13 protein-coding genes and 1 pseudogene are annotated in these 17663 nt (G+C 73.2%); 12 read left to right on the forward strand and 2 right to left on the reverse strand.

Going from position 1 to position 17663, the window contains the following annotated elements; genetic code table 11:
• Positions 1-19 precede the first annotated feature (19 nt).
• The 4 genes from IH13_RS0104985 (at position 20) to IH13_RS0105000 (ending at position 5858) form a co-directional block, all read left to right on the forward strand.
• A complete protein-coding gene (locus IH13_RS0104985; protein WP_234433210.1) occupies positions 20-553 on the forward strand; it encodes a PP2C family protein-serine/threonine phosphatase in 534 nt (177 codons plus the stop codon).
• A 154-nt stretch (positions 554-707) separates the two neighbouring features.
• Complete coding sequence (locus IH13_RS0104990) at positions 708-2918, forward strand: HelD family protein (protein WP_031081329.1); 2211 nt, start codon at positions 708-710, stop codon at positions 2916-2918.
• Positions 2919-3038: 120 nt separating this feature from the next.
• Positions 3039-3680, forward strand: coding sequence for a TetR family transcriptional regulator (locus tag IH13_RS0104995; protein ID WP_031081331.1), 642 nt, complete (start codon positions 3039-3041; stop codon positions 3678-3680).
• A 42-nt stretch (positions 3681-3722) separates the two neighbouring features.
• A complete protein-coding gene (locus IH13_RS0105000) occupies positions 3723-5858 on the forward strand; it encodes a HelD family protein (RefSeq protein WP_082317516.1) in 2136 nt (711 codons plus the stop codon).
• A 7-nt stretch (positions 5859-5865) separates the two neighbouring features.
• On the opposite strand, the gene bla is transcribed toward IH13_RS0105000, so the two are convergent.
• A complete protein-coding gene (gene bla, locus IH13_RS0105005) occupies positions 5866-6819 on the reverse strand; it encodes a class A beta-lactamase (protein WP_031081334.1) in 954 nt (317 codons plus the stop codon).
• A 404-nt stretch (positions 6820-7223) separates the two neighbouring features.
• Here bla and IH13_RS0105010 point away from each other — a divergent pair, with 404 nt between their 5' ends.
• Positions 7224-8471 (forward strand): SLC13 family permease, encoded by a 1248-nt coding sequence (locus IH13_RS0105010; RefSeq protein ID WP_031081335.1) that lies wholly within the window; start codon positions 7224-7226, stop codon positions 8469-8471.
• Positions 8472-8528: 57 nt separating this feature from the next.
• Here IH13_RS0105010 and IH13_RS0105015 read toward each other — a convergent pair whose 3' ends face one another.
• The gene (locus IH13_RS0105015; protein WP_234433211.1) at positions 8529-8798 is read right to left on the reverse strand and encodes a hypothetical protein; all 270 of its coding nucleotides are present in this window, start codon (positions 8796-8798) and stop codon (positions 8529-8531) included.
• 217 nt (positions 8799-9015) lie between these two features.
• Here IH13_RS0105015 and IH13_RS0105020 point away from each other — a divergent pair, with 217 nt between their 5' ends.
• The 7 genes and pseudogenes from IH13_RS0105020 to IH13_RS36750 all read left to right on the forward strand — a co-directional run bounded on the left by IH13_RS0105020 (position 9016) and on the right by IH13_RS36750 (position 17124).
• Entirely contained in the window at positions 9016-10812 is a 1797-nt protein-coding gene (locus tag IH13_RS0105020; RefSeq protein ID WP_031081340.1) for an ABC transporter ATP-binding protein, read from the forward strand.
• A 252-nt stretch (positions 10813-11064) separates the two neighbouring features.
• Positions 11065-11460 carry a Rid family hydrolase gene (locus IH13_RS0105025; RefSeq protein ID WP_031081342.1) on the forward strand — a complete coding sequence of 132 codons (396 nt, stop codon included), beginning with the start codon at positions 11065-11067 and terminating at the stop codon, positions 11458-11460.
• 121 nt (positions 11461-11581) lie between these two features.
• A complete protein-coding gene (locus tag IH13_RS0105030) occupies positions 11582-12673 on the forward strand; it encodes a polyprenyl synthetase family protein (RefSeq protein ID WP_031081343.1) in 1092 nt (363 codons plus the stop codon).
• Positions 12674-13206: 533 nt separating this feature from the next.
• Positions 13207-13755: a molybdopterin-dependent oxidoreductase gene (locus IH13_RS0105035; RefSeq protein ID WP_031081345.1), complete on the forward strand. Its 549-nt coding sequence runs from the start codon at positions 13207-13209 to the stop codon at positions 13753-13755.
• Between the two features lie 31 nt (positions 13756-13786).
• Positions 13787-14182 (forward strand): TOBE domain-containing protein, encoded by a 396-nt coding sequence (locus IH13_RS0105040; protein ID WP_031081347.1) that lies wholly within the window; start codon positions 13787-13789, stop codon positions 14180-14182.
• Positions 14183-14282: 100 nt separating this feature from the next.
• A complete protein-coding gene (gene modA, locus IH13_RS0105045; protein ID WP_031081349.1) occupies positions 14283-15086 on the forward strand; it encodes a molybdate ABC transporter substrate-binding protein in 804 nt (267 codons plus the stop codon).
• Between the two features lie 71 nt (positions 15087-15157).
• A pseudogene (locus IH13_RS36750) lies at positions 15158-17124 on the forward strand (ABC transporter permease).
• Positions 17125-17663: the final 539 nt, after the last annotated feature.

Here is a 17663-nt window from a genome sequence, read left to right on the forward strand (position 1 = left end):
ATGTGTATAAGAGACAGCGATGTCGCAGACCCGCAGCATGCTGCGGGCCCTGTCGTTCGACGGAGACACCGCCCCGGGGGCGACGCTGAACAGGCTGGACCGGATCCTGCTGGCGACCGGCGGGAACTCCGTGACCACGGCCTGCCTCTGCCGTTTCGAACCCGCGCACGGGGGGTGGCTGATGCGCTGGAGCAACGCCGGCCACCCGCCGCCGCTCGTGCTGCTGCCCGACGGCCAGGTGCACTTTCTGGATGCCGAGCCCGGTGTCCCGCTCGGAGTCGACGCGGGTCTGGGGCGCCCCGACCACACCTACGCCCTGGCTCCCGGCAGCACCGTGGTCATGTACACCGACGGTGTCGTGGAGCGTCACGACCAGCCGCTGCAGCACGGGCTGGACGCGTTCGCGGTGACCGCGGGCAGCCTCGCCGGCGAGCCGCTGGAGCAGTTGTGCGGCGTACTGGCCGACCACTACCCCGGTGACGGGCACGACGACATGGCCGTACTCGTCCTGCGGGTGCCCGGTGAGGCGGCCAGGGACGGCAACCGCTCCTGACGGACGGAAAAGCCCCGGTCCGCCATGACGGGCCGGGGCTTTCCTCGCGTATATTGGATGTTTCTGTGTGCCCACAGAAAAAGGCCCACATAGGGCCTACAAGAAACACCATATCCGGCAGGGAGCCGTTTTGTCAACTCGCGAAAGCACCGAATTGCAGCAGGAACAGGAATTCGCCGACCGGCTCCACGAACGGGTCGACGTGCTGCGCGGGGACGCCGCCCGGGGGGTGGAGACCGCGTTGACGCCGGTGGGCAACGGACTGCAGGCGCGCCTCGAGCGCGACGTACTCGTGGCGGAGCGTTCGGGGCTGCTGGCCGCGCTGAATGCCGTGGACGGCTCGCTGTGTTTCGGCCGCATCGATCTGAGTGACGGCGCCACGCACCATATCGGCCGTATCGGAATGCGCGAGGACGACGCCGACCGCACTCCGCTCCTGATCGACTGGAGGGCGCCGGTCGCGCGTCCCTTCTACCTGGCCACCGGGCACACCCCCATGGGGCTGCGGCGGCGCAGGCACATCACCACCGAGGGCCGCACGGTGACGGAGCTGCACGACGAGGTCCTCGATCTCTCGGACGGCGAGCGCAGCGGTTTCGAGGACCCGAGCGGTGACGCCGTGCTGCTGGCGGCGCTGAACTCCGCCCGCACCGGCCGCATGGGCGACATCGTGCGGACCATCCAGGCGGAGCAGGACCGCATCATCCGTGCCCCGCACCGGGGCGTGCTCGTCGTCGAGGGCGGCCCCGGCACGGGCAAGACGGCCGTCGCTCTGCACCGGGCGGCCTTCCTGCTCTACGAGCACCGCGAGCTGCTCGCGAAGCGGGCGGTGCTGATCGTGGGGCCCAACCCGGCGTTCCTGCGGTACATCGGTGAGGTGCTGCCCGCGCTCGGCGAGACCGGCGTCATGCTGGCCACCCAGGCCGAGCTCTTCCCCGGTGTCCAGGCCCGCGGCACGGACACGCCCCGTGCCGCCTCCGTCAAGGGCGCCGTGCCCATGGCCGAGGCGCTGGCCCTCGCGGTGCGCGACCGGCAGCGGCTGCCCGAACCCGGCGCGCCACTGGTCGTCCCGCACGACGACGGCGACCTGGTGCTGGACTGGGAGATCGCCTACGAGGCGCGGGAGGCGGCCCGCGAGACCCGGCTGCCGCACAACCTCGCCCGCCCGGTCTTCGCCTTCCGGATCGTCGACGCGCTCACCGAGCAGCTCACCGAACGGATCGGCGCGGACCCGTACGGGGGCCCCAACTTCCTCGGTCCCGACGACATCGCCCAGCTCGGCAAGGGCGTCGCCGCGAGCGGGGAGGTGCACGCGGCGATCGGTGAGCTGTGGCCCGTGCTGACCCCCGAGGAGTTCCTCGCCGACTATCTGGCCGATCCCGTGTACCTGCCGGAGGAGGACGCCGAGGCGATCCGCCGGGCGCCCGGCGGCGAGGAGTGGACCCCCGCCGACGTGCCGCTGCTGGACGAGGCGGCCGAGCTGCTCGGTGCGGACGACAGCGCCGAGCGGGCCGCGGCCGAGGCGGAGCGCCAGGAGCGGATCGCGTACGCGCAGGGCGTGCTGGAGCTCTCGCGTGGCTCGGAGACGTACGAGTTCGAGGACGAGGAGTCCGAGGTCCTGGCCGCGCACGACATCGTCGACGCCGAGCGGATGGCCGAGCGCCACGAGGAGGCCGACCACCGCAGTGCGGCCGAGCGTGCCGCCGCCGACCGGACGTGGGCGTTCGGCCACATCATCGTCGACGAGGCGCAGGAGCTGTCGCCGATGGCCTGGCGGCTGCTGATGCGCCGTTCGCCGACCCGCTCCCTGACCCTGGTCGGCGACCCGGCGCAGACCTCCGACGAAGCGGGCGTCGGTTCGTGGGACCGGATCCTGGAGCCGTACGTCGGTGACCGCTTCGAGCATGTCCGACTCGGGGTCAACTACCGTACGCCCGCCGAGATCATGGAGCTGGCCGCCAGGGTCGTACGGGCCGAAGACCCCTCGTTCGAGCCGCCCGGTTCGGTGCGCTCCACCGGTGAGGCTCCGTGGATCCGGGAGTCCGGGGCGGACCTGGCGGGCGCGGTGGCCCGGGCGGTGGCCGAACTGACGCCGGAGGAGGGGCGTCTGGCGGTGATCGCACCCCACGCGCTGCACGAGGAGATCGCCGACCGGCTCGACGGGGTCACGGCCGGTGCCGAGCCCGACCTCACCCTCCCGGTGGTGCTGCTCGGCCCGCGCCAGGCCAAGGGGCTGGAGTTCGACCATGTGCTGGTCGTGGAGCCCGGCCGGTACGGGACCAGTGACCTGTACGTGGCGCTGACCCGGGCCACCCAGCGTCTGGGCGTCGTCCACCGGGAGGCGCTGCCCGCGTCGCTGCGCTGAGGCAGGTGGTCCGCGTGGTGTACGGGCGCACTCCTGTGGGCGGTACGGGGGCCGAACCGCGGCCCCCGTACCGCGGTGGCCAGGCGTGCCCCGTCCCCGTCCCTGCGTACGCTTCTGGCCATGAGTGACATGGGCGGGCTGCGGGAGCGCAAGAAGCGGCAGATGTACCGGAGGCTGTCGGACACGGCCGTCGCCCTCTTCCTGGAGCGGGGGTTCGACCAGGTGACCGTCGCCGACGTGGCGGCGGCGGTCGACGTCTCGAAGCCGACCCTCTTCCGGTACTTCCCCGCCAAGGAGGACCTGGTACTGCACCGGCTGGCCGACCACGAGGGGGAGGCCGGCCGGGTGGTCGCCGGGCGCCCTTCGGACCTCTCCCCGCTTCAGGCGCTGCGGCGCCACTTCCTCGACGGGCTGGCCCGCCGGGACCCCGTGACCGGGCTGAACGACGAGCCCGAGGTGCTCGCCTTCCACCGGCTGCTGTACGGGACGCCGTCGCTGGTGGCGCGCCTGTACGCCCATCTGGAGCGGGACGAGGCCGCGCTCGCCGAGGCGCTGGGAGGCGGGGCGCCCGCGCTGGCGGACCGGTTGGCGGCCGGGCAGATCGTCGCCGTCCGGCGCGTCCTCGCTCAGGAGAACTGGCGGCGGATCACGGACGGCGCCCGGGCCTCGGCTCTCCTCCCCGAGGCCGTGGAGGCCGCCGCGTCGGCCTTCGCTCAGCTGGAGGCGGCACTGCCCCGCCTCCTTACGCCGGGCACAAAATAAAACCGGGTAACAAATTTTATCCAGTTGCATTATCGTGGCGGGATGCCGACCTCCCAGCCAGCTCTCAGTGATGCCCTGAATCAGGAACGCGCCTACCACGAGGTCTGCCGCGCCGCGCTCACCGCCCTGGTGAACGGCGCGCAGGAACAGGTGGTGACCGGCGAGAACGTCTCGGCGTCCGGCGCCGATGCCGAGGTACTCGGCCGCCGGCTGCGCACGCAGGCGCGGGATCTCCGGGAACTGCCCGAGGGCCCCCTCTTCTTCGGTCGCCTCGACTTCTCCGCCGCCGAGGACGCCGGGGACCACGCGGGCCGGAGCTACCACATCGGGCGGGTACGCCTCGCCCCCGATCCGTCCGCGCCTCCGCTCGTCGTCGACTGGCGCGCGCCCGTCGCCCGGGCCTTCTACCAGGCCGGCCCACACGACCCGCAGGCCGTCTCGGTCCGGCGCCGGTTCGGCTGGTCGCCGGGCAGCCGCGGCGACTCCGCCGACCTGACCGGCCTGGAGGACGAACGTCTGGAAGCGGGCGAGACACGGCCGAGCGGCATCGTGGCCGCCGAGATCGAGCGTCCGCGTGTCGGGCCGATGCGGGACATCGCAGCCACCATCCAGCCGGAGCAGGACGACCTCGTACGGGCCGACCCGCGGGTCTCGCTGTGTGTCCAGGGCGCCCCCGGCACCGGCAAGACCGCGGTGGGGCTGCACCGCGCCGCGTACCTGCTCTACAGCGACCCCCGGCGGGTGCGGCGCGGCGGGATGCTCGTCCTCGGCCCCAACCGCGCGTTCCTGTCGTACATCCGCGAAGTGCTGCCGTCGCTGGGCGAGACCGGGGTGCGCCAGTCGACCCTGGAGGACGAGATCGCCCGCCACCCGGTCACCGTGCGGGACAGCGAGGACACCGCGCGCGTCAAGCACGACGTCCGCATGGCGGAGGTGCTGCGCCGGGCCCTGTACGCACGGGTCCGTCCGGACGCGGCGGCCCCCCTGGTGGTGCAGGACGGATCCAGCCGCCGGCGCCTCGCCGCCGACGAGGTGGAACGCATCGTGCGCGGCGTGCGGGACGAGGAGCTTCCCCATGCCCTGGGGCGCGACCGGGTACGCACCCGTATCGTCCACGCCCTGCGACAGCAGGCCGAGCGCCGCACCGGTCCCCGGAGCGACACCTGGGTGCGGAAGGTCTCACGGTCCCGGCCGGTCGCCGCCCTGCTCGACGCCGTGTGGCCCGTCGTACGGCCCGAAGAGGTGCTCGCGGACCTGCTGGCCGGGCCGTCCGCCCCGGCCTCCGCGTCCGGCCCGTTCTCGCTCGCCACGGCGGCCGAGGGGCTGCTCGGCACCGACGAGCAGCGGTGCCTGCTGCGGGCCGGTGCGGCTCGCCCGCGCGGGCCGGCCCACTGGTCGGCGGCCGACCTGGTCCTCCTCGACGAGCTCGCCGGTCTCATCGAACGCCCGGCCGGTTACGGGCACATCGTCCTGGACGAGGCGCAGGACCTCTCCCCCATGCAGTGCCGCGCCGTCGCCCGGCGTTCGCCCTTCGGCTCCCTCACCGTCCTCGGTGATCTCGCCCAGGGCACGACTCCCTGGGCGGCGCGCGCCTGGCCGGAGCTCCTGGCCCACCTCGGCAGGCCGGAGACCCCGGTGACCGCGTTGACCGCCGGCTTCCGCGTACCGGGGGCGGTCGCCGAGCTCGCCAACCGGCTGCTGGCCCACCTCGACGTCGATGTGCCGCCCTGCCGGCCGATGCGCCGCGACGGGGGCTTGGCCTTCACCCGTGCCGACGACACGGGTGCCGCGGCCGTCGCGGCGGTGCGGGACGCGCTCGCCCACCCGGGCTCCGTCGCCGTGATCGCCGCCGACACCGCGGCCGAGGCGCTGCGGGAGGTGCTCGCCGCGGCCGGTCTGCCGGCGTCCGGGCCGAAGACCCCGGGGGCCCGCGTCTCGGTGGTGCCCGCCTCCGCCGCCAAGGGGCTGGAGTACGACCACGTGGTGGTCGTGGAACCCGCCGCCGTCGTCCGGGCCGAACCCAGGGGCGCGCACCGCCTGTACGTGGCGCTCACCCGGGCCGTCTCCCGTCTGCACGTCGTGCACCGTGAGCCCTTGCCTGAGGCGCTCCTGCCCTGGGACGACCACGGGAACGCACAGGGGCCGCCCTCGCTCCGAGGAGGTGCCCGGTTTCCGTGACGGCCCGTCAGGGCAGTGTGTCCGCCACGACGGCCGCCGCTTCGGCGATCAGCCGGTTGTCGTACGGGGCGTCCGCACGGCCGCGGTTCGACATGATCGCGACGACGACGGGGGCGCGATCGGGGGGCCACAGCACGGCGATGTCGTTGCGGACGCCGTATCCGATGCCGGCGCCGGTCTTGTCACCGACGGTCCAGTCCTCGGGCACGCCTGCCCGGATGAGCTCGTCGCCGGTGGTGTTGGTGCGCAGCCAGTGCGTGAGCCGGTTCCGTTCGGCGTCGCCGAGGACGTCTCCGAGCACGAACGCGCGCAGGTTCCCGGCGAAGGCCCGCGGCGTGGTCGTGTCCCGGGTGGAGTCCGGTTCCCAGCGGCTCAGTTCGGGTTCCAGGCGCTCCATGCGCGTGACGTCGTCGCCCAGTTGCCGCAGCAGGACGTTCAACCCCTTCGGCCCTCCCAGCCGTTCGAGGAGGAGGTTGGCCGCGGTGTTGTCGCTGTGCCGGACGGCCGCGTCGCACAGGGCGTCCAAGGTCATCCCGGTGGCCAGGTGCTTCTCGGTGACGGGCGAGTCGGGGACGAGGTCGTCCTCGGAGTAGGTGACCAGCCAGTCCATACCGCTCACCTCGTACGTCCGCAGCACGGCACCGGCGGCCAGCGCCTTGAAGGTGGACGCGTAGGCGAAGCGCTCGTCGGCGTTGTGCGTCACCTCGCGCCCGGTGCCGGTGTCCAGGGCGTACACCCCCAGCCGTGCGCCGTACTTCTCCTCCAGTCCCCCGAACGCGCCGGCGGTGTCCGCGACGGTCGCACGCGGGCCCGGCAACGCCGTACCGCCCGGTGCGCCGGTCGCCGGGGGCGCGGTGGTCGGGGACGCCTGCGCGCCGCCCTCACCACAGGCCGTCAGCGGTACGAGGACGAGTGCGGTCAGCACGCCGGCCATGGCGTGCCGGGCACGGGTGCGGTGCATGGTCCAACCTCCCGGCGCCCTCGGACCGGGCGCGTCGGTGCGGGCGTGAGCGGCACGGCCCCGGTCCGGCGCACGGTCCTCAGCCGTAGGCCCCGTCAGGAGCCTCGTGCCTCCTTCACCACGCACTGTTTCACGACGGCACGGCGCAGGGCGGGACCCTGGCCGCGGGGGCGGGCCGACGGCTCGGTCTGCGCCTGACGGTCTCCTCCCGGGGGCTGCTGCCGCCCTGGACGCTGCCCGTACCGCTCGCACCGGGGCCCATGCCTCACCCGGCAGCCGGGCCGTGCGGAGGGGAAGCCGCGTCCGGCCTTCCGGGCGGCCCGTGGCGCCGGGCCCGGCGCCACGCCGTCGCCCCGGGACGGGCGCGGGATCACCTGCCCGTCCGGGTCGGGGATCATCGGGACATGATCAGCGAGTTCCTGTCCGTCGCCATGCTGGGCCTGGTGCTGCTCTGTGCCGTGGTGCGCCCGTTCCGGTGGCCTGAGGCGGCGTTCGCCGTACCTGCCGCCGGGGTGGTGATCCTTTCCGGCGCCATCCCCTGGGAGCACGTGCGGCAGGAGGCCGAGCGGCTCGGTCCCGTCATCGGGTTCCTCGCGGCCGTCCTCGTCCTGGCCGGACTCTGCGCGGACGAGGGCCTCTTCCACGCGTGCGGCGACTGGATGGCCCGCTGGGCCGGAACGAGTTCCTCGCGGTTGCTGGGCTCGGTCTTCGTGCTCGCCTCGGCGATCACCGCGGCCCTGAGCCTGGACGCCACCGTGGTCCTGCTGACCCCGGTGGTCTTCGCGACGGCCGCCCGAATGGGCGTGCGGCCGAAGCCGCACGTCTACGCCAGTGCCCATCTGTCCAACACCGCGTCGCTGCTGCTGCCCGTCTCGAACCTGACGAATCTGCTCGCGTTCGCCGCCACCGGTCTGTCCTTCACCCGGTTCGCCGTGCTGATGCTGCTGCCGTGGCTGGTCGCGATCGCCGTCGAGTACGCGGTGTTCCGCCGCTTCTTCGCCGCCGACCTGAGCGCGCCGCCCACCGGGAGCACGCCCGAAGCGCGGCCGCAGACGCCGGTGTTCGCCGTGGTGACGGTCGCCGCCACGCTCGTCGGGTTCCCCGTGGCCTCCGTGTTCGACATCGCCCCGGCCTGGGTCGCCACGGCGGGTGCCCTCGTCATGGCCGTACGGGCGCTGTCCCGGCGCCACACCAGCGTGGCCGGGATCATCCGTGCCGCCTCGGTGCCGTTCCTGGCGTTCGTCCTCGCCCTGGGTGTCGTCGTCCGGGCCGTCGTGGACAACGGACTCGGCAAGGCCCTCGGCCATGTCCTGCCGGACGGCACGTCGCTGCCCGCGCTGCTCGCCACGGCCGGTGTCGCCGCGCTGCTCGCCAACCTGATCAACAACCTGCCCGCCGTACTCGCCCTGGCACCGCTGGCCGCCTCCTCCGGCCCCGGCGCGGTCCTCGCGGTGCTCGTCGGTGTCAACATCGGCCCCAACCTGACGTACGCCGGTTCGCTGGCCACCCTGCTGTGGCGCCACATCGCCCACGAGCACGGTCACGGCGTCGGGCTGAAGGAGTTCAGCCGCCTCGGCCTGCTCACCGCTCCCGCCGCCCTCGCTCTGGCCACCGTGGCACTCTGGGGCTCGCTCCGGCTCGTCGGCACCTGAGGCGGTGCACAGCGTGGCGGTGTGCGCAGGCCGCCGTCCGTGCGCTCGCGCGGCCGGTCAGCGGTGCGACGGTGCCGACGAACCGCGCGGGTGCGGGTCCGGGTCCTCCACGGCCCCGTGCCGACGCCGCCCGCCCTCCGCCGGGGTGCGCCCCCGGGACCGTCGGGCGGTGCGTACGGGTGACTGCGTCCACTCCGCGAACCACCAGACACCGGCCACCACGCACGCCCACAGCAGCCCGGCCGGCACCGCCCTCGGCCACGGCTCCTGTTCCGCCCAGTGCTCCACCGAGGCCAGCACCACCCAGCCGATGAGCAGAACGGTCACCACTCGTACACGCCTATGCCTGAACATTCTCCACCGCTACCCGGTCGCGAAACGATCACGCGATGCGGCCCGGAGCGATTCCCGGGCGGGCTGACGTACAGGGAAGAACGCGGCTCCCGCGCGGTGCCGCGTGGTCTCCGCCGTCCGGCCGCGCGCCGCCGTCTCTTCCCGTGGAAAGGGGGTTGTCGCCCGGGATGCGACCGGATGGGATGACCTCATGCACGAAGCGCTTCCGCCTCGCCCCGGCGAGCCCCTGGCCCCCTTCGACCACCTGGACCACCGCTACCGCGGCGAGAACCCGGTCCGCACACTCGGTCACCTCTTCCGCCCCGACCGCGGCCGACTGGCCCTGGCGGTCTGCGTCTTCGTGGTGAAGCACAGCCCCATCTGGCTGCTGCCCCTGATCACCGCGACCGTCCTCGACGTGGTCGTCCAGCACGGTCCGGAGTCGGGGATCTGGAAGGCCACCGGCGTCCTGCTGTTCATCCTGGTGATCAACTACCCGCTGCACCAGTGGTACGTGCGGCTGCTGGGCGGCAGCATCCGGCGCACGGGTACGACGCTGCGCTCTGCTCTCTGCCGCCGCATGCAGCAGCTCTCCATCGGCTACCACGCCCGGGTCAGCTCCAGCGTGCTGCAGGCCAAGGTGGTCCGCGACGTGGAGGCCGTCGAGCAGATGGTGCAGCAGAGCTCCGACATGGGGCTGGGCGCGGTCGTCACGCTGGTCGGCGGGCTCGTGGTCATCGGGGTGCGGGTCCCGGAGTTCCTGCCCGTCTTCCTGGTCGTGGTGCCCGCCGCCGGATTCCTGGTGATGAAGCTGCGCGGGAGGCTTCGCAGCCACAACGAGTCCTTCCGCCGCGAGGTCGAGCGGCTCTCCTCCCGGGTGGGCGAGATGACCGCCCTGATCCCCATCACCCGGGCCCACGGCCTGGAGCGGACCGCACTGGGCCGGGTCGACGGCTCGCTGCGCCAGGTGTTCGCGGCCGGGCTGCGGCTGGACATGCTCAACGGGCGCTTCGGCTCGCTGGCCTGGGTCATCCTCAACACGCTCGGGGTGTTGTGTCTGACGGGGTCCGCACTGGTGGCCTATCACGGCTGGATGGCCGTCACGCCCGGCGACGTGGTGATGCTGAGCTCCTTCTTCACGGTGCTGACGGGCTCCGTGACGACGCTGCTCGGTCTGGCGCCGGTCCTCACCAAGGGGCTGGAGTCGGTGCGTTCGGCGGGCGAGGTGCTGCAGGCACCCGACCTGGAGAACAACGCCGGGAAGGCACAGGTGCAGCACGTCGTCGGCCGCATCGACTTCGAGGACGTCCGGTTCGCGTACGAGGACGGGGAACCGGCGGTCGAGGGGTTCACCCTCTCCGCACGGCCCGGGGAGACCATCGCCCTGGTCGGGGCGTCGGGCGCGGGCAAGTCGACGGTGCTCAATCTGCTCATCGGTTTCATCCGGCCCACCTCGGGCCGGATCCTGCTCGACGGCGCCGACATGGCGGGGCTCGATCTGCGGACGTACCGGCGCTTCCTGTCGGTGGTGCCGCAGGAGTCGATCCTCTTCGAGGGCAGCATCCGCGACAACGTCACGTACGGCATGGGGGACACCGACGAGGAGACGCTGATGCGTGCCCTCCGGGACGCCAACGCGCTGGAGTTCGTGAACGGTCTGCCGCACGGTCTCGACACCACCATCGGGGAGCGGGGTGCCCAGCTGTCGGGCGGTCAGAAGCAGCGGCTGGCCATCGCCCGGGCGCTGATCCGTGATCCCCGGGTGCTGGTGCTCGACGAGGCGACCTCCGCGCTCGACAACCGTTCCGAGGCGCTCGTGCAGGAGGCCCTGGGCCGGCTCGTCCACGGCCGGACCGTCTTCGTCGTGGCCCATCGCCTGTCCACCATCCAGGGCGCCGACCACATCGTGGCCATGGAGGGCGGGCGGATCGCCGAGGTCGGGACCCATGAGGAACTGCTGGACAGGGGCGGTGTGTACGCGGGGCTCCAGCCGGCACACCCCAGGTGAGCCGCGGCCGGGGCGGCAGCCCGCGGTCTCCGGGCGTGGGGGAACGGCACCGCGCGCCCGGGGCCGCCGAGGAGCGCCGCGAGCCGTGCCCGTCGGCCGGTGTCGGACGGGTCGCCACCCCCTTCCTCCGCCGGAGCGGGGACACGGTCGCCACCGGCCAGCACAACCGGGACGAATCGTCGCATACTGGCCACGGCACCCGTTCCCCACCGGGCTGCCGGATCCGTCCGGGGCCCGCTCAGGAGACGCATCATGGAACGCACGGACATCGGCCCCCGGTACTTCGGCGGCAAGCTGGGCTACAACCACGCCGTCCTTCTCACGGACCCGCGGCACTGGCTGGTGGTCTCCGGGCACGAGGCCCGTGACGCGAAGGGGGCGATCGCCCACGCCGGAGACGTCCGGGGGCAGTTGCGGCTGACCTTCCAGCGGCTGGACGAGACACTGCGCGAAGCGGGTTTCGCGCTGGGTGACGTCGTCCAGTTGCGCCTCTTCACCACGGACATCGCGGCGGTGACCACCCACTACGACGTGGTCACGGACGTCCTGGACGCGTCCGGATGCCGGCCGGCCAGTCTTCTCGCCGAAGTCGCGGCCCTGTCGGATCCGGACATGCTCGTCGAGATCGAGGCGCTGGCCGCCCGGTGACGTGGCCGGCCCGGCCAGGGGTGCGGCGGGTCCAGGGCTCCGGCGGACGCCCCGTGAGAGTGAGCGACCCGCATCAGGGATGATCTCCTCAACGGATGCGGCGCGAACAGGAAGTTCACGGATGACCCACACCCCCGGCCCCGTCGAGCGGATACTGGAGCGTGCCGCCGCGCACGAACGGCGGTTCAACGCCCTGTTCGAGGCGTACTTCGACACCCTGGCCAGGACACTGGACGCACCGCCCTTCAGCCGTTACGCCCCGGAGTGCGTCCAGTTGCTGCGGGAACTCTCCATGCGCGGGGGCAAGCGGATGCGGGTCGTACTGCTCCACGAGGCGGCCGGGCTCGTGAATGCCGGGCCGGCCGAGGGTCTGGACGCCGCGGCCCTCAGCATCGAACTGCTGCAGACCCACGGCCTGGTGCACGACGACCTCATCGACGACAGCCCCACGCGCCGGGGTGGCCCTTCGACGTACTACGCCTACCGCGACCGGTTCCCGCGGCTTCCGCAGGCGTCGCTCGGTCTCACCGTACTCGCGGGGGACCTCGCACTGGGCCTGTCCCTGCGGGTGATTCTGGAGGCACCGCTGCCCGTCGCTCTGCGTCAGGCGATGGCCGAGGTGCAGACGCGGGCGGCGACCGACACCTTCGTCGGCCAGATCGCCGACCTGGAGCGTGACTTCACCGCCACCGTGCCCGGCGAGGACGTCCTGCACTCCGTGGCCGACTTCAAGTCCGCCCGTTACTCCGTCCTCGCGCCGATGCGTCTCGGTCTGCTGGCGGCGGGTGAGCAGCCGGCGGCGTTCGACCAGGAGCTGCGGCACTACGCACGGCTCGTGGGGATCTGCGGGCAGATGCGTGACGACTACCTGGACCTGTACGGCGATGCGGAGGCGATGGGCAAGCCGACCGGGACGGACCTGCGGGACGGCAGGCGCAGCTACACGCTCAGCGCTCTGCTGGCCGCCACCGAGGGCGCCGAACGCGCCGTGGTGGAGTCGGCGCTCGGCGACCCGTCGTGCACGCCCGAGGCCGTCGACGCCGTGCGGGAGATGGGTGAGCGCCACGGGGTGGCTGAGTCGGCCCGTGCCGAGATGCGGCGCTGTGCCGAGGAGGCCTCCCTGCTGGCCGCGGGCTGGCGGTCGCGGTGGCGCGAGGAGGCGGTCACCTTCTACCAACACCTGCCGCAGTGGAGCGTCCGGCGGAGCACATGACCGGGCGCCACGGCAAGGTGCGCGTCCGGCGGCCGGACGGAGCGGAGAGCCGCCCTGCTGCGGGGGTGGCCGGGACGCCGGAGCCCTGGAGGGGGGAACCGGGCCTGAAGGTAAGGGCCCCGGCGGCGGCGCGGGGCAAGGCGACCCATGTGCGCCTCGACCGCCCGGAAGGTCACGGCTGACCTCGCCCACCGGCTCCGTGACCGAGGCGCAGAGCCGCGACCCGAAAGCCGCGGTAGGCACGGCACGAAAGGCGGGGCACGGAAGCCGCCGCACGGGAGGCGGCCGTGCGACCGGTGACCGCCCCGGCCGGGCGGTGGGACGGGCCCGCTACGCGTCCGGCGCGCCGCGGGCCGGTCCGCGAAGGACCTGGCCCCGGCCCCCTCACCTGGCGGATATGACCTCCCGTGCCGCCGCAGGCTCGCAGAAACCAGCATGAGGACGGGTACCACCTCGCATCCACGGTTCCACGGGGACCCTTCTGGGCATACCTTCCGACAGCCGCCCCGCGGACCGTCGACCGCTGGAGCCCCATGGACCCGATCCACACGCAACACAGCGCCCCTTCCGAGCAGTTCGTCTCGCTGGCCCTGCTCGGAGACGTCGGACGTCCGGCCACGCTGACCGTGGGCGACCTGCGGGACGGGTGGGAACAGCACCGGGCCGAGGTGGTGTTCGACTGCGCCACCAGCGGCCCTCGCCGCCACCGGTTCGAAGGACCGCTGTTGCGTGAGGTGGTCCTCGACGCGCATCCGCTGTTCGACGCCCGTCGCCGCAAGGAGCGGTCCCGTTTCGTCCTGTCGGTCTCCGGTGGGGACGGCCACCACGCCCTGGTGGCCTGGGCGGAGATCGACGCGGACTTCGGCGACGCCCCCGTCCTGCTGGCGACCCGGTTGGACGGCGCGGACCTGGATGTCGCGGGGAGCCAGTTGGTGGTGCCCTCCGACCGGTGCGGGGCACGCTACGTCAGCACCGTCACCCGGGTGTGGGTCGGGGCGTGGCAGGAGGAGGTCCCGGCTCGCCTGGGACCATCCTCCGAGGGGAAGCGCATATACCATGGAGCATCGCATAACGCCTTGTAAATGCGAGGTCAACCCCCCTATGGTGGCGCACATGCAGTCCTACACCATCGGGCAGGCCGCCCGCCTGCTCGGCGTCAGCCCCGACACGGTCCGCCGCTGGGCGGACGGCGGGCGCGTCGCGACCCATCGCGAGGAGAGCGGGCGCCGCCTCATCGACGGCCGGGATCTGGCCGCGTTCTCCGTCGAGGTGGCGCAGAGCGGCACCGGCGAGGACGACCCGTCCTACACGTCGGCGCGTAACGCGTTCCCGGGCATCGTGACCGCGGTCAAGCTCGGCGACGTCGCCGCCCAGGTCGAGATCCAGGCCGGCCCGCACCGTCTCGTCTCGCTCCTGACCCGGGAAGCGGTCGAGGAGCTGGGGCTGGAGGTCGGCATGGAGGCCACCGCCCGTGTGAAGTCGACCAGTGTGCACATCGACCGCACCTGATCCAGTACTCCCCCAGCGGCGTCGCCCGTCACCGGCGCGGCTCGGCACCATCCGCTCGGGCGGCGACCAGCCGGCCGTTTCCCCAAGGAGACCGACCTTCATGTCCTCCACCTCCACCAGGCGCCGTACGGCGGCCGCGATCCTCACGGCGGCGCTGCTCGTGCCGCTGGCCGCCTGCGGCAGCGACGACGAGAAGGACTCGGGCGACAAGGCCACCGCCTCCGCGTCCGGAGTGCCGGAGGCCGATCTGACGGTGCTGGCCGCAGCCTCGCTCACCGACGTCTTCAAGTCGGCCGGTGCGGTGTACGAGAAGGAGCACCCCGGGACGAAGGTGACGTTCTCGTTCGCCGGCTCGCAGGAACTGGCCGCCCAGGTCAAGCAGGGCGCTCCCGCCGACGCGCTGGTCACGGCGGACACCAGGACGATGGACGGGCTCAGGCCGGACACCGGAGCGCCGACCGTCATCGCGAAGAACCGTCTCGTCATCGCCACGGCCAAGGGCAACCCGGAGAAGGTCGAGAACCTCAAGGATCTCGCCGACCCCGGGCTGAAGGTCGTCCTCGCGGCACCCGAGGTGCCGGTCGGGCGCTACGGACAGCAGATCCTGGAAGCGCAGAAGATCGAGGTGAAGCCGGTCTCCCAGGAGCCCAACGTCCGTGCCGTCCTCAGCAAGGTCGAACTCGGTGAGGCCGACGCCGGTCTCGTGTACAAGACGGACGCGGCCACGGCCACCGACAAGGTGGAGGCCATCGACATCCCGGACGAGCAGAACGCCGTCGCCTCCTACCCGGCGGCGACCCTGAAGACCTCGCAGCACAGCGAGGCGGCGGCCGCGTTCGTGGCGTGGCTGTCGACCCCCGAGGCCCAGAAGATCCTCGCCGACGCCGGTTTCCAGCAGCCGTAACAGGCCGTCACCCGTGCGGGCGGCCCGGTGTCCGGTCCGCCCGCACGGCACCTTCAGCACCAGGGACCTCGATGAGACGCCTCCGCAGCCGCACCACCGGCCCTCGCGCACCGATCGCCCTGGCGATCCCCGCGCTGCTGGCCATCGCCTTCCTGCTGCTCCCGCTGGTCGGGGTCCTGGCCCGCACCTCGTGGCACGACCTGGGCGCCCATCTGACCAGTTCGGCGACGATGCAGGCGCTGCGGCTGTCCCTGATCGTGTCCGCCTGGGCGCTGTGCCTTTCGGTCGTCCTCGGCGTCCCCCTCGCCTGGCTGCTGGCTCGCGTCGACTTCCCCGGCAAGGCGTTCGTCCGCTCCCTCGTGCTTTCGTCCGCTCCCTCGTGCTCCTGCCGATGGTGCTGCCGCCGACCGTCGGGGGCGTCGCCCTCCTCCTGGCCTTCGGCCGGCGCGGGCTGCTGGGGCCGTGGCTGGAGGACACCTTCGGGCTCACGCTGCCGTTCCACACCTCCGGCGCCGTGCTCGCCGCGACGTTCGTGGCGATGCCGTTCCTGGTCATCAGCCTGGAAGGGGCGCTGGGCGGACTGCGGCCCCGCTACGAGGAGACCGCGGCGTCCCTGGGCGCCCCACCGGTCCGGGTGTTCTTCACCGTGACCCTGCCCATGGTCGCCCCCGGGCTCGCCGCGGGTGCGGCGCTGACCTGGGCACGGGCACTGGGTGAGTTCGGTGCGACCATCACCTTCGCCGGGAACCTCCCCGGTACGACCCAGACCCTGCCGCTCCAGGTCTACCTGCTGCTCCAGGACGACCCGGAGGCCGCCACCTCGGTCTCCCTGCTCCTCCTGGCTATCGCCATGGTCGTGCTCGTCGCGCTGCGCGGACGCTGGACCGGCACCCCGGGCGCGTCCACCGTCCAGCCGAGTCCCGCCGCCGACGACTCCGGCACCGGCCCGGCGCGAGACGTGCGGCCCGTGCCGGAGGCGTCAGGCCCGAAGGGCGCCGGGGGAAGCTGGCCCCTGCACGCCGCCGTGACCGGTTTCAACCGCCTCACGCTCGACGCCGAGGCCGGAACGACCATCGCCGTCGTCGGGCCCAACGGCGCCGGCAAGACGACACTGCTGCGCGCCCTGCTCGGCCTCACCCCCCGCGCGCACGCCGTGCTCCGGCTCGGCGACACGGATGTCTCCGGTCTCCCTCCGCACCGCAGGGGCGTGGCCTGGGTCCCGCAGGACGGCGCCCTCTTCCCCCACATGAACGCGCTCGCCAACACGGCGTACGGGCTGCGCGCCCACGGCGTCCCGCGAGCGGAGGCCCGTCACAGCGCCCAACTGTGGCTCGACCGGCTGGGCGTGGGGCACCTCGCGCACCGCAGGCCGGCCCAGATCTCCGGGGGCCAGGCCCAGCGTGTCGCGCTGGCCCGGGCGCTGGCCGCCCGGCCCCGGCTGATCCTGCTCGACGAACCGCTCGCCGCCCTCGACCAGACCACCCGCGCCCACGTCCGGCACACCCTCCGCCGCCATCTCGACGGCTTCGGCGGCGTGTGCCTCATCGTCACGCACGACCCCGTCGAAGCGCTCGCGCTCGCCGACCGGGTCCTCGTCCTGGAGGACGGCCGGGCCCTCCAGGACGCCCCGCCCACGGAGGTCACCCGCCACCCCCGCTCCCCCTGGGTCGCCCGTATGCTCGGCCGCAACGCCTGGCCCGGCACCGCCACCGCCGAAGGCGTCCAGCTCACCGACGGCGGCACCCTGATCGCCGCGGACCCGCTCCCGCCCGGCACGGCCTCCCTCGCGGTCATCGCCCCGGAAGCCGTCGCCGTGCACCGGGACCGGCCCACCGGCAGTCCCCGCAACGTGTGGCCCGGCACCGTACGGGAGATCACCACCAGCGGGAGCCGGCTGCGTGTGCTGATCACGTCGGACGAAGTGCCGGACCTGGTCGCGGAGATCACCCCGCAGGCCGTCACCGAACTCCGCCTCGCCGAGGGAAGCGATGTCTGGACCAGTGTCAAGGCGACGGAGGCGATCGTCGTGGCCCTCTGAGCCGACGGGCCCGCGCGAGGAGCCCGCGCGTGGCCGGGGCCGACCACCTGTGTTCCGGCGCGGCGGGAGCGCGGCGGGCCCGGGGGGTCGCGACCAGAGCGCCGATCAGCGGGGCGGGGGCGAGCGTCACCAGGCCGGCCGAGGTCCGCGGCCGGGACGCGCGGACGCCGACGAGCGGTTACTTCGGCGATCTGCTGCGCCGGGTGCTCCCGGTTCGCCGCCGACGCGACGGACGACGCCCCGCAGCCGCGTGACGTGGTCCTCCTGGACGTACGGGCGGACGGGACGCCCGCTGGCAGGGAGGACCTCGTGCCTGTCTCTTATATACATCTCTGACCGGCGGGCCCGGCCGGCTCCGAACGGGTCGCCGCGCCGGCCCGGCGGTCGCGCCGGAAGGTACGGCCCGTGTCGCCGCCACGTCGCGGTGGGTGCCGGCGGCCGTGGTGGAGCGGTCGGGGGTGGTACGGCGGTGCGGCCCGGGCGCGTCCCCGGCGAGCAGTGGCTCCACCTCGGCCACGGACGTCCCGGTGCGAGTCCCC

This window comes from Streptomyces sp. NRRL WC-3549 (assembly GCF_000721935.1).
In the GTDB taxonomy this organism is placed as follows: Bacteria; Actinomycetota; Actinomycetes; order Streptomycetales; family Streptomycetaceae; genus Streptomyces.

Coding starts and splice junctions, on each gene's coding strand:
- IH13_RS0105000 (WP_082317516.1), top strand. CDS start 3,723: ATGCCGACCTCCCAGCCAGCTCTCAGTGATGCCCTGAATCAGGAACGC.
- IH13_RS0104995 (WP_031081331.1), top strand. CDS start 3,039: ATGAGTGACATGGGCGGGCTGCGGGAGCGCAAGAAGCGGCAGATGTAC.
- bla (WP_031081334.1), bottom strand. CDS start 6,819: ATGCACCGCACCCGTGCCCGGCACGCCATGGCCGGCGTGCTGACCGCA.
- IH13_RS0105025 (WP_031081342.1), top strand. CDS start 11,065: ATGGAACGCACGGACATCGGCCCCCGGTACTTCGGCGGCAAGCTGGGC.
- IH13_RS0104985 (WP_234433210.1), top strand. CDS start 20: ATGTCGCAGACCCGCAGCATGCTGCGGGCCCTGTCGTTCGACGGAGAC.
- IH13_RS0105020 (WP_031081340.1), top strand. CDS start 9,016: ATGCACGAAGCGCTTCCGCCTCGCCCCGGCGAGCCCCTGGCCCCCTTC.
- IH13_RS0105010 (WP_031081335.1), top strand. CDS start 7,224: ATGATCAGCGAGTTCCTGTCCGTCGCCATGCTGGGCCTGGTGCTGCTC.
- IH13_RS0105040 (WP_031081347.1), top strand. CDS start 13,787: ATGCAGTCCTACACCATCGGGCAGGCCGCCCGCCTGCTCGGCGTCAGC.
- IH13_RS0105035 (WP_031081345.1), top strand. CDS start 13,207: ATGGACCCGATCCACACGCAACACAGCGCCCCTTCCGAGCAGTTCGTC.
- IH13_RS0105030 (WP_031081343.1), top strand. CDS start 11,582: ATGACCCACACCCCCGGCCCCGTCGAGCGGATACTGGAGCGTGCCGCC.
- modA (WP_031081349.1), top strand. CDS start 14,283: ATGTCCTCCACCTCCACCAGGCGCCGTACGGCGGCCGCGATCCTCACG.